Consider the following 12,848-nt stretch of genomic DNA (forward strand, 5'->3'; position numbering starts at 1 on the left):
AAGTAGAGGCATATGCATTGAAGAACTATTAGGAATCCATGAGTTTTTTAGTCTGACAGTCTGGCTTGAGACAGAAGTTCCCAGAGCGTAAGCTCTGCTCAAACTGCTCCTTGGGAATAGGGCGGCTGAACAGGTATCCCTGGAACTCATCGCATTTGATGGTGTCAAGCACCTGGAGCTGTTCGGGAGTTTCCACCCCTTCGGCAATAACCTTGAGGTTAAAGCTTTTGGCAATACCGACAATGGAGTTGAGTAACGAGACCGCGTTGCCCTGGCCTGAGATGTTTTGCACAAAGGATTTATCAATTTTCAATGTGGTTAAGGGAAAGAGCTGTAAGTGGCTCAGGGCCGAATAGCCGGTGCCAAAGTCATCAATAGCTATGGCGACTCCCATCTCCTTAAACTGTTTCAGGGCATCAATGGCCTCCTGGGTATTTTCCATCATCACCCGTTCGGTCAGTTCTATCTCAAGATATTGTGGGGCAAGCTCGGTTTGGGCAAGCACATCCATGATCCGTTTTGAAAGCTTTTTGAAGTTGACATTCTGGCCGGAGATATTGATGGCCATACGGCATCCATCAAAAAGACCGGCCTTTACCCAGGCACTTGCCTGCTGACAAGCCTGGACAATGACCCAGTCGTTGATAGAGTGAATCAGGCCGCTTTCCTCGGCAAAGGGGAGGAATTGAACCGGCGGGACCAACCCCTGTTCGGGATCATGCCAGCGAATGAGCGCCTCGACACCGGTGAGCCGTTTGTTTTTGTGGCAAAATTGCGGCTGATAATAGAGTTCAAATTCATTGTTTTGCAGCGCACGGCGCAGACTGTTGGCCAGGCGAAAACGGGCCTTGGCGGCGTCGTTCATTTGGCGCTGAAAAAATTTATAGTTGTTACGGCCCTGTTCCTTGGCCTCGTACATGGCCGTGTCGGCATTTTTTAAGAGGATATCCAAATCATCGCTGTCATCGGGATAGACACTGATACCTACACTTGCGGAGAGAGCTATGGTTTGGTCGTTCCAGAAAATCGGCTGTTCGATGTTTTGGGTGATACGTTCGGCCAGATTGGCAATATGATCAAGAGAGCTGAAGTTGGCCGAGAGCACGGTGAACTCATCACCTCCCAGACGCGAGATCATGGAGCTTGTCTGCTCTGCCCGGGCCCTTGAGACAATATCTGATTGGCGCAGCACTGTTTTGAGTCGTTCGGCCACCGTGATCAATACCTTATCGCCCACGGGGTGCCCCAGGGTATCGTTAATGCGTTTGAAATGATCCAAGTCAATAAAAAGGACCGCAACTTTTTTTCCGCTCCGGGCCGCTTGGGGCTGGATAGTCGCCCAGTGCTCTCGAAACAGGGTACGATTGGCCAGTCCCGTGAGGTTGTCGTAAAAAGCCAGGTAGCGAATCTGATCCTCTGCCTGTTTGAGTTCGGTAATATCCTGAACCACTCCCACTATCATGGCGGGCTGCCCTTTGCGATCAAGGGCGACTTCACCCTGGTTGCAGATGATGCGTTCCTGACCATCGGGTAGAACGATGCGGTAATTAAGAGAAAACGATTTTCCGTCCCTCTGGGCTTCGGTAATGAGTTGTCGGACCTGATGTCGTTCGGAGGGCGAGATCTGGTGAAACAGAGAGTCATAGCTGTCGACATCATCAATACCGAACTGTTCCGGGGTTTGAGCGGAGATATGAAATTTGCCACTGTCCAGATGCAACTCCCAGTGGCCGAGGCGCGCAATCTCCTGTGCCTTGAACACTCGTTGCTGGCTTATTTTGAGGTCGTTAAGGATGGATCCCGAGCGTAGCCAGTAGCGGACACGGTAGCCAAGCACCAGCATGTTTATCGGTTTGCTGATAAAATCGGTTGCTCCGGCATCAAAGGCGCTGGTGATGGTATTGGCATCCTCAAGGCCCGTAACCATGACAATGGGGGTATGTTCACCGCCTACTGTCTGTCGCAGCCGTCGGCAGGTTTCGAAACCATCGATATCGGGCATGATGATATCCAGAAAAAGTAACGCTGGTGGCTGCTGAACAAACAAGCTCAGCGCCTCTTCGCCACTGGCCGCCTCAACGACCTCATACCCTGCATTCTCCAGGGTAAAACGAAGCTGCAAGCGAGCTGAAAAATCATCATCAACCACCATAATCAGTGGTCGGTGTTCATCGGGTATAATTGTTTGCCTGGTCATCGGTATTGGGGAGCTTTATGCAAGGACACGTGTAAGCCCCTGTCTGAGATTTGCGAGCAGGTCTGGGGCCGGTTCCCGTTGTTGGGCCGCAGTGTGAATTTTTTCTGCCAGCTCCGCCCATTGGGGGAGCCCGCACTGGAGCAGTGTTCCCTTGAGGGAATGGGCCGCCTTTGCCAGTGCATCCTGATCAAGTGCGTCGTGTGCCTTTTGAGCTGCATCGAGCTGGATGGTCATGCTTTGACGAGCAGCCGAGATAATTTTATCAATCTGTTCCTGGGTGAGCATGGTCACCTCCTGAAGATACTCCTCGATGCCAGTCACAGTGGCTTCCCTCGTTTCAGAGGAATCATGCTGCGGGGGAGACGCGGCGGCATCAGGGGTATTTGTGTCAGGTGGGGCAGCGATTTGTGTCACCGTGGCGAGAACCTGATTGAGCCGCAGTATATCAAAGGGTTTGCTCACATAAGCATCCATTCCGCTTGCCAGGCAGATTTCATCATCGCCCCCCATGGCGTGGGCTGTCATGGCAACCACGGGCAAGTGGCCGTTGCTGAGTTTTTGTCGGAGCAGTTGCTCCACGTTGTGCGGCAGGTTCACTTCCAGCGGTTTCTTCGTTTCCAGGGTGCGTATGATCGTGGTCGTGGCCAGCCCATCGAGTGTCGGCATCTGTACATCCATCAACACCAGGTCAAATCGACCGAAAGCCAGGTTTACCAAGGCCTCAATTCCGTTGGTGGCTGTGGTGATGGCGTGGTCCTTCTCGAGCATCATCCTGGCGACTTCCAGGTTGACCTCGTTGTCATCCACGACCAGAATGCGCAGTCTGGGTAAAGGCGCTTGCTCGAGAGCTTCCAGCTTTTCCTGATCGGGTATGGCCTCCGGGCCGAAGCTGGGCTCAAGGGGGAGCAGACATTGAAAGGTGCTGCCCTGATCCAAGGCGCTTTCAACCTGGAGCCTGCCTCCCATGAGGGCGGTGAGCTGGGTACAGATCGCCAGGCCAAGTCCGGCGCCTCCGTGCTGGCGGGCATAGGAGGTGTCGACTTGTTCAAAGCGGTTAAAGATGCCGTTGAGTCGATCCTCAGGGATGCCGCTTCCAGTATCTTTGACCAGCAATGAGAGTTGAGCATGATCTCCGGTCCCGACCTGGGCAACCTGCAGGCGGACTGAGCCAGAGCTTGTGAATTTAATGGCGTTGCCAAGAAGGTTGACCAGGATCTGACGAAGACGCAGGGCATCGCCACGAACCCATTGAGGAATGTTTCGGTCATAGTCGAGATAGAGTGGCAGCCCCTTGGACTGAGCCTGCAGTACCATGGTTTCCATGACGGAATCGATGAGCCTCTGAATATCGAAGGGGGCCGGATGTAGCTCCAACTGGCCCGCCTCCATTTTGGAGACATCAAGAATATCATCCAACAGAGCCAGCAGGTTTTGTGCAGAGTCTTTCACTGTCGCCAGGCAGTGATGCTGCTTTTCCGTGTCATGGGTCTGCAAGGCCAGATGGGTCATGCCGAGAATGGCATTCATGGGGGTGCGGATTTCATGGCTCATGTTCGCCAGAAATTGCGATTTGGCTATGTTGGCGGTCTCAGCCTCTTCTTTAGCCTGGATTAAGGCAAGTTCTGCCTTTTTACATAGGGTGGTGTCACGACCAACCCCCGCATACTCGCGGAGATTGCCCTCCTGGTCAAAAATTTTACGATCGGTCCAGTTGAGCCACCGCTTTTTCTTTCCAGGTATCTCGATACAGTATTCAAAACTTCCCACCGGCTTTTCCGGGGTCAGGGTGGCCAGCAGCTCGAGCTTTTTCGCGCGGTTTTCAGCAGACATATAGGGCTTGAAATCTTTGCCTATGAGTTGCTCTCTGGTTTTGTCAAAAAAACGGCAAAATGCCTGGTTGACGAAGGTAACGGTACCGTCAGGAAGATAGCGACAGACGAGTTCCGTCTGATCTTCAACAATGGCTCGATATCTGGCCTCGCTGGCTTCCAGGGCCTGAGCATGCTCTTGGGCCTCTTGTTTGCGTTGGCTGAGTCGTTGGGCCATCAGGTTAAAAGAGGTTGCCAGTTGATCGATCTCTATCGGACCGCTATAGGCAATGGGATTATCCAGATCCCCTTGACTGACCCGTTCAACCCCCTGGCGAAGCGCGTGCAGAGGATCAAGGAGTTGTCTTTTCAGCAGGTTACGGACGAGCAGTGTGCCGGCAATACAGGTGAACAGGGCCGCAACCAGCATAATAACGAGAGCTCGCTGACTGGTTACGTAGGCGTTTTTTAATTCCAGTTCAATGACTGCAAACCAGGGCGTATTGGGGATGGGCATAAAGGTGGCGAAGACTTTCTCTCCCCGTTGATTGAGGTATTGGTCCTGTCGGCTTTGTTCCCCTGGTTGCGGGATCAGGTTGTGTTGGGTGTACTCCAGTTTTCTCGGGAAATGTTTTTGTGAAGACTCCCTCTGGTTGTGGACAAGTATTTTTCCCTCTCCATTGACTATAAATGCGGTACCACATGTCCTCTGATCCAACAAAGAAACAATATGCCTCAGGGCATCACTCTTCAGTAGACAGGCCAGGACGCCGCCGCCTGCTATGGGCATGGAGAGTACAAGATTATGAACAGGACTATTCGAATCAATTATTGCCTCGATAAAAGGTTCACCGGAACGTGCACGAAGAAACCACTCGGCGCGAGAATAGGAATTTAAACGATCCAGGACGCCCTGCCCCCCTGCAGAGCTTGCCAGAACATGACCTGCCCGGTTGAGGTGCACCAGTTCAAGGAGGAATGGATAGCGTGCATTAAGGGCCTTGAACTCATCGAGTTGCCGGGAAAATTCATCCAGGCCAAAAAGGTTGATGACCTCAAGCATACTCTGTTGCTGGGCAATAAAGTCGCTGGTAGCCTGCACTACCCGCAAGGCCGATTCCTGTTGCCGTCCTTGCCATCCCTCCTGCTCTGTGGACCGGGTCAGAAAAAACAGGCCGGATATCCCTGCAGTCAACAGCAGGACAAGGGCGACACCAAAGACAAGCAACAGCTGCCTGCGTAAACTTTGTGGAATAATTCCCCTGGCAGGAGAAGATGTTTGGTTGCGTACATGCATTCTTTTCAGAGAATGAGTGTAGTGTGCCTGCGCACAGTTGTTGGGAAGTTTGAATAATTGCTTTTGGGGGCAATCCCTGCTTTAAGCATAACAAGGTGCGCGCAGACTCCGAAAAGATCGTTCCTGGCTAGCCCCTATCGAGGGTGTGGTCTCCTGTTCATCAGAGACCACCCTGCGTATCTTTGCTGATTATAGCCGTATGAGAAAGAAAAAGAAAAATACTCTCGTATAAGGATGTCTTGAATAATTAGATTTTTCAATCAAGGTCAAGGTATGCGAAAAATTTTACCGCAGGCATATACATGATATCGGAGTCTTCGCTTACCTCCGAGGATAAAATTTTTCGCATAACGAGGTAAGCGCCAGACTCCGCGAGATTGGCAGAAAAAGCAATTATTCAAGATTCCCATAAATTATGTTGCCAACTGTAATCATACCTCTCAGTCATGATTCTGCGTATCGAGTAGTTCCCGGACAACCTGGGCGAGTTTGTTTGCTGTGACAGGCTTCAAGAGCAGTTCTTGTACACCGTGCTGAAAAAAGTCATCTTTGCTCATCCCCTCATTGTGACCTGTGCAGATAATGATCGGTGGCGGCGAGCCTGTTTTTTGAAGCTGCTGGGCCAGTTCTATGCCGGTAAGTTTGGGCATGGTCATATCGGAAATGACCAGGTCAACCGAGCTTTCGTGCGCCAACAGATAGGCAAGGGCCTCCTGGCTGTCGGCAAATCCGGTGACCTGATATCCTAAACCACGCAAAATTTCCGTGCCGATATCCACAAGAAAACGTTCATCATCGACATAAACGATATGTTCATGGCCAGTGGGAATGGCTTGACGTTCAATGGTTTGCATGATTTCCTCGCCATGTATCGAAGGGAGATAAAGGGTTATGCTGGTTCCAAAACCCAGTTGGGAGTCCACTGTGATTAAGCCATACATGGCTTTGACAATGCCGTGCACCATGGAAAGTCCGAGTCCGGTCCCTTCCCCTTTTTGCTTAGTGGTGAAAAACGGGTCAAAGATGCGCTCAAGAATATGCTCTTCAATGCCCTGCCCCGTATCTTTAATGGTGATCTGGGCGTACTCCCCTGCGGTTAATTCGGGGTGACGAGTGGTGAAGTCGGTATCAAGGTGTCTTTTTTCCAGCGAGACTGTCAGCGTGCCCCCCTTTTCCTTCATGGCCTGGCCGGCATTGGTGCACAGATTCATAAGGACCTGATGCATCTGGATGGGGTCGGCCTGCACCACTGGATGCTCACTGATTTCGGGGATAATGGTTATGCTTGGGGGCAGGCTGACTCGAATAAGCTGCAGCACATCATCCAAAGTGCTGGCCAGGCTGACTGGCTGACATTCTGTCTCGTTTTGTCGGCTGAAGGTAAGCATCTTTTCAATCAGGTTGCGGGCACGCTCACCGGCTCGGAGGATGTTTTCCAGATTGCTGCAGCTTTTGGCGTGTTCTTCAGAGTTGAGATCACGGAGAACAATTTCGGTGAAGCCAATGATACCGGCAAGGATATTGTTGAAATCGTGGGCAATGCCACCGGCCATGGTTCCAATTGCCTCAAGCTTTTGGGTCTGACGGATTTCTTTTTCAAGCAGCACGCGTTTGGTGTCGTCAAACATATATCCACGAATAAACTGCAGCCGGCCTTGGTCGTCAAACTCGCCAATAAGGTTGCAGATGATGTAGATTTTCTGCCCATGCTTATGCCGTAGGACACCTTCATACCCTTCCAGCTTTCTCTTTTCCATTATCCGTTGCAGCAGAAAATGGCGTCTTTCTGGTGTCCTGTAAAAGGTCGTCATGGGCTGGCCAATGATTTCATCAGGGGAATCATATCCCAGCATTTGGGCAAAGGCCGGGTTGCAGTCGAGAAGAGTACCTTGGCGTGAAGAAATAAAGTTACCGGTAATGTCCTCTTCAAAGAAACGGCGGTATTTGGCCTCACTGGCAAGAAGTTCTGCCTGCATGGTTTTGATGTTCCTGATATCGATGAAACTCTCCACGAGCAACGTCTGTCCTTCCCGTTCAATGCGGGCAACACTTTTGAGCACCGGAAGGGTTGAGCCATCAGCAAGAAGAATAACCCGTTCACTTAAGTCCACCTGTTCGCCTTCATCCAGGACGGGGCAGTTGTGTCGTTCCCGTGGGCAAATAAACTGGTGGCAGGTTTTTCCGATCATGTTGTCTGCTGGACGCCCGGCCAGCTTCGCGCCTGCCCGGTTGATCGAAATGATCTTTCGGGTCTGGGCATCAACCAGCATGATACCGCAGTCGATCGAGTTAATAATGGAGGTGAGGTGTTGTTCGTTTTTGGCCTGCAGCCTTTGCAGTGACTGTAAAGAGGCGAGCATGTCGTTGATCCCCTGTGCCAGGGATCCGATCTCGTCGTTTACGGGTACCGAGACCCGCAGGGCACTTTGCCCAGCAGAGGCAATATTGGCGACCTCCTTGCTCAGCCTTGTCAGACGAGAGAGAATGAGGCGATTTAAAAGAAGCATGAGGGCGAGAATACAAAAGACACCAATCGCGACCAGAAAAATGGCATGCTGACGCCATATGGCCATTCCCTGTTGAAACAGGGGGCGTTTGAGGCTCAGAGAAACTACAACAGTGGGAGTGTTGCCCAGGTCTTTGAGCAGGGTAAAGGCTTGCAGTGTGCGTGCATCTTTGATGCGAAAGGCCACCGGCAAAGGCGTTGGGGAGATTGAAAATTGATGGTGCTGGCCTTCCTGAAAAAGAGGTGCGTGCTCCTTGGTGAAGATCTCGGTAGTTATGGGGAGTCGTGATTGGGAGCTGATCTGGTTGACCGTTGCCGGATCAAGGTAGCGGCCGAAAACCAGGGTTCCGTGAATGGGGCCGTCATAGGAACTTGTGGCAATGGGGGCAGAGGCAATAAGGGCCGGAGTTGTTGCAGTACGCAACAAACCGGATTTTTTTTCCAGGGGTGAGGTGAAGTGTAAAAAGTGAGCAAAGGACTGTACCCCGAAAAGGACACGGGGATCCGATGCGACTTTTTGTGCCTGCTCCAAATCGAAAAAACGGCTGTACACGAGCTCATCGCTGTTATTAAAAAACAGCATGAAATGGATTCCCAGCGTCTGGAAGCTGTTTGTGGAAAGATTTTTTTCGATGTAAGCGGGATTGAGTTCACGGACGAAGATGTAGGTATCATCCCAGGGGGCCCAGTCGCCCACCAAGGTTTTCAGTTTGCTTTCAAGGGTGCTGATGTCGTTAACCACCCGTTCCAGGTTCAGCGTGGCCTCGTTAAATTCCATCTGCTGAAACCTGCCGGTCATCATCATGTGAGAATAGAGAAGGGAACTCAGGATCAGCACCGTAAGTAGGACGGAGACAATGAGCAGTGTTTTATAGAGGATACCTAGCTGTAGGGTTGGTTTCCGCACGATTTCCTGCCGTATCAGATATTGGTGGTACTGTCCTTCAGTGGAGCTGAATACCGGTATGGCGAATAGACTCGATGAGTATTGTTCTTTTTTACCCTTTGATCTGTTGGGGGGCGATGGCATCCCCTGCAGCGTTAACAGTTAAGATGCCCTCCCCACAGCAGGTTCAGGCTGCGGGGAGGCGGAAAAATTTCCAGTAATTTTGTCCGATCGTTCATATTATTCTCTGCGGTGACCACCTTAAGTGGCCACCGGGTCGATCGTTATCTCAATACGCTTCGGGACGAGAATTTTTGCAGGCAGCCTTTATGCCTGTGCAGGGTGCGCAATGGAGACGTTGTGCACCTTGTCTGCAGCCATAGCCTCGGCCGGGGCAGCGGCGGAATGGGTGTTCCCTTCGTTTTCGGTCTTGAACTGTCCCACCAGTTGGCTGAGCTGTTCAGACAGAGCGGAGAGTCCGTGCGAGCTTTCGCTCACCTGGGTACTGTTGGTAAACATCTCGCTGGCAATGGTGCTGACTGAAACGATGTCCTGGGCAATGTCGGATGCAACAACCGAACTCTGGTTGACGTTTTCGTTGACCTCTCCGATACCCTGAGCCATCTGGCTAACGTTGGTCGCTATTTCCTGGGTTGCGGCACTCTGCTCTTCGACGGCTGTGGCAATGGAGCTGACCACACTGTTGACATCGGTGATAACCTCATTGATGTCTGAAATCTGTTGCACGGTTATGGAGGTGGTCCCCTGGATGGCCCCCACTTTATCCTTGATGTCGTAAGTTGCCGCAGCGGTCTGTTTTGCAAGCTCCTTGATTTCATTGGCAACAACGGCAAACCCTCGACCCGCCTCGCCGGCTCGGGCCGCCTCGATGGTGGCATTTAAAGCCAGCAGGTTGACCTGCTCGGAGATCTCGGTGATGGTTTCAATCACCTTGCCAATGGATTTTGCCGACTCGCCCAGTTCATTGATGTTGCCTGAGGCTTCATTGGCGCGTTTGGCAGCATTGTCAGAAATGGTGCGTGCCTTTTCTGCGTGTTGGGCAATTTCGCCGATAGTCGATGACATTTCCTCGGAGGCGGTGGCCACGATGTTGGTATTGGTGGTCGATTGTTCCATGGCGGCAGCAACATTGTTCATATTCGCGCTCATCTCCTCGGCAGCCGTGGCCACGGTATTGGATTTATCCGAGGCCATCTGCGCCCCCTGATTCATCTGCTCAGAGATCTGGGAAAGTTGAACCGATGAGGTTGAGACCGTATGCACACCGGCTGTGATGTCGCGGATAATATGCTGCAGCTTTTCAATAAAGAGATTGAACCAGGTGGCCAGTTCGCCGACCTCGTCTTTGGTCAAGACCTGCAGACGCATGGTCAAATCACCTTCTCCCTGGGCGATATCTTTGAGCCCTGCAACGGCGGCATTGATGGGGCGGACTATTTTACGGATGGAGCTGAGTAAAATGATGGTGACAATACCCAAGGCACATCCCATGACGATCAGGGTGACATTGCGCAGATTGTGAGAGGTCGCCAGAAATTCATCACTGTTCTGGGTAAAGGCGATGGACCAGTTGTTCATGCCTACCGGCGCAAAGCCTGCTATTTTATGAATACCGGTGAAGGTGTACTCCTCGACTCCAACCTGGCCGGAAAGCATTTGTCGCATGATTTCCTGCATCTCAGGTTCTTTTGATAGATCCTTTTTCAGGAGATATTCAGTTTTGGGGTGGGCGATGAGAACGCCCTCACGGTTGACCATGTACGCATAGCCGGTTTCCCCGGAACGACGGCTGGGGATCAGTTCGGTAAAGTACTCCGCTTTCAGCACCAGGCCGATGGTCCCGAGAAAGCTGCCTTTTTCTGAGAGGATAGGAGCAGATATGGGGACAATGAGCTTAGAGGTGGCTTGAGAACGAATCATCTCGCCAAGACTGGGGGAACCTGTTTTTTTGGCACGGATAAAATCATCGTTTTGGGCAACAGAAACCCGGCTGTACTCCTCTCCATTCTCCAGAATGCCGGTCAGAATTTTTCCCTGGGCGTTGGCAATATAGAGTCCCTGGAAATTGTGATCAGTGTTGATACCTTTAAATTCATATTTGAGCCCCTCGTAGAGCTCATGGACATGGGCCTCGCTTGAGGTCGGATCACCGGAAATCTGTTCCATGGAATGAATAATTTCACGGTTATAGGCCAGAGAGTTGGTCAGGTCAAGATCGGTCTTGAGCAGATTGGCCACCAGGCTCGCCAGGTCGCCGGCTATTGTTTGGGCTTTTTCTTTAGAGATGTCCATGAGTGCTGTTGACGATTTGCTCACCGCAAAATAGCCGACGATGGACAGGGGCAGCAAAACAGAAAGCAGGCCAGTGGCTAACAGTTTGAATTGGATTGAACGGGTACGTAGTTTCATGTTCTTCCTCCTCAGGTGTTGGTTTCCGTGTAGTGTGCGAAACCGGAATGCATTTACCAGAGAGGTTGCGATTCCTATGCCATGAAGGAGGGAAATATTTATATGGGTAAAATCAATAGGTTGTAAGTCGCATCTTCAAGGGGGCGTTTCTCTGTGGCCTGGCGAGTCCGAAAAAAATGGACCCGCTAAGGGATCATGAGTCCGGTTATTCCGGACTGGACTGCGGCGAGTTGGTCAGACCGTGGGTCTTGAGAAGATCGTAGAGGCGGGAGCGGCTCAGCTCGGAAAGAGTGCAGGCGGTGGCAATATCGCCTTCACTCTCATGCAGGAGGAGTTGCAGGTAATGGCGTTCGATATCCAAGGAGAGTTGTTTGCGATACTCCTTAAAAGGCAGCAGGGTCTCAGGAAAACTGAGGACAGCCGTGCCTATCTGTTCCTGGGGGGCAGTGGGTTCCTCTTCCGTATTTTTACTGTCAACACGAGAGCGAATGCGTGAGAGCCGAATTTCCGGGGGGAGGTGGATCGGGTAGAGCACCGGATCCAAAGGATCAGCGAGAATAGCCTTTTCCAGGGTATTTTCCAGTTCACGGACGTTGCCTGGCCAGGAGTAGGCTGAGAGGACTTCCAGAGTCTCTGGAACCACGCCTTTAATGGGTAATTTATTACGGCGGCAGAGGGTAAAAACAAAACTCATCACCAGTTTTTCCACATCTCTTTCTCGTTCACGCAGGGGCGGCAAGTGAATGTTAAAAGTGTTGAGTCGAAAAAATAGGTCGGAGCGAAAGGTCCCCTCCTCGACCATGGCACAGAGGTCTCGGTTGGTGGCAGCAACCAGGCGAAAGTTACTTTTCTGCTCTTTGCCTTTGCCCACCGGCCGGTAGACTCGCTCCTGAAGGACGCGGAGAAAGCTTTTTTGTGTCTCCAGAGGCAGTTCGCCGGCCTCATCCAGAAAAAGCGTACCGCCATCGGCCTGCTCGATCAGCCCCTTGCTTTCGGTGTTGGCTCCGGTGAAGGAACCTTTGGCATGACCAAAGAGGATGCTCTCCACCAAGTCCTTGGGCAGACTGGTACAATCGACCACGACAAAGGGTTGGTTGGCTCGTCTGCTGTTGATGTGGATAGCCCGGGCAAAGAGTTCTTTGCCAGTCCCTGTTTCCCCTGTGATAAGCACGCCGGTCTCAGTGCAGGCGCAGTAGGCGACCTGGTCCAGGCAGGCGGAGATCGCTTTGCTTTTGCCGACGATTTCATCACGCTTGAGGCTGATCTGTTTGGAACGGTGTGATTTTTTTTCATGGTACTCCATGGCACGGCGAATATGGAGCACCACTTCCTGCCGGGAAAGGGGTTTCTGCAGGTAGTCCCAGGCCCCGTTTTTTATTGCCAGCTCTGCACCGTTGGCATCGCCCATGCCGGTAATAATGATGACTTCGGGCGAGCTCGGCAGCGACTGGATGAAGGGCAGCGCATCCAAACCGTTGCCATCGGGGAGACTGACATCCAAAAAGACCAGGTCAACCGATTGATCAGCCAGGAGATTCTTCCCTTCGCTGATATTTTCCGCTGTTGTCGTGGTATGCCCGAGTTTGAGACAGTACTCTTCAAGCAATACACGAAAGGCAGCGTCATCATCGATGATAGCAATTTTTCCCATGGTCTTTGTGTCAATTTGGGGGGAGAAAGGCTGTGCCGTAATTATTTCAAGGGCTCCAGGCTTTCTGTATTAC

At 51.7% G+C, this 12,848-nt stretch carries 5 protein-coding genes; all 5 read right to left on the minus strand.

Annotation, left to right across the window (positions count from 1 at the left end; genetic code table 11):
• Positions 1 to 28: 28 nt before the first annotated feature.
• Positions 29 to 2,197: a putative bifunctional diguanylate cyclase/phosphodiesterase gene (locus JWJ90_RS16795; protein ID WP_205228372.1), complete on the minus strand. Its 2,169-nt coding sequence runs from the start codon at positions 2,195 to 2,197 to the stop codon at positions 29 to 31.
• 15 nt (positions 2,198 to 2,212) lie between these two features.
• A complete protein-coding gene (locus tag JWJ90_RS16800) occupies positions 2,213 to 5,302 on the minus strand; it encodes an ATP-binding protein (RefSeq protein WP_205228373.1) in 3,090 nt (1,029 codons plus the stop codon).
• A gap of 440 nt (positions 5,303 to 5,742) precedes the next feature.
• Entirely contained in the window at positions 5,743 to 8,715 is a 2,973-nt protein-coding gene (locus JWJ90_RS16805) for a CHASE4 domain-containing protein (protein WP_205228374.1), read from the minus strand.
• Between the two features lie 306 nt (positions 8,716 to 9,021).
• The gene (locus tag JWJ90_RS16810) at positions 9,022 to 11,124 is read right to left on the minus strand and encodes a methyl-accepting chemotaxis protein (RefSeq protein WP_205228375.1); all 2,103 of its coding nucleotides are present in this window, start codon (positions 11,122 to 11,124) and stop codon (positions 9,022 to 9,024) included.
• 205 nt (positions 11,125 to 11,329) lie between these two features.
• The gene (locus JWJ90_RS16815) at positions 11,330 to 12,775 is read right to left on the minus strand and encodes a sigma-54-dependent transcriptional regulator (RefSeq protein WP_205228376.1); all 1,446 of its coding nucleotides are present in this window, start codon (positions 12,773 to 12,775) and stop codon (positions 11,330 to 11,332) included.
• Positions 12,776 to 12,848: the final 73 nt, after the last annotated feature.

The sequence above is a fragment of the Desulfobulbus rhabdoformis genome (genome assembly GCF_016919065.1).
GTDB lineage: Bacteria > Desulfobacterota > Desulfobulbia > Desulfobulbales > Desulfobulbaceae > Desulfobulbus > Desulfobulbus rhabdoformis.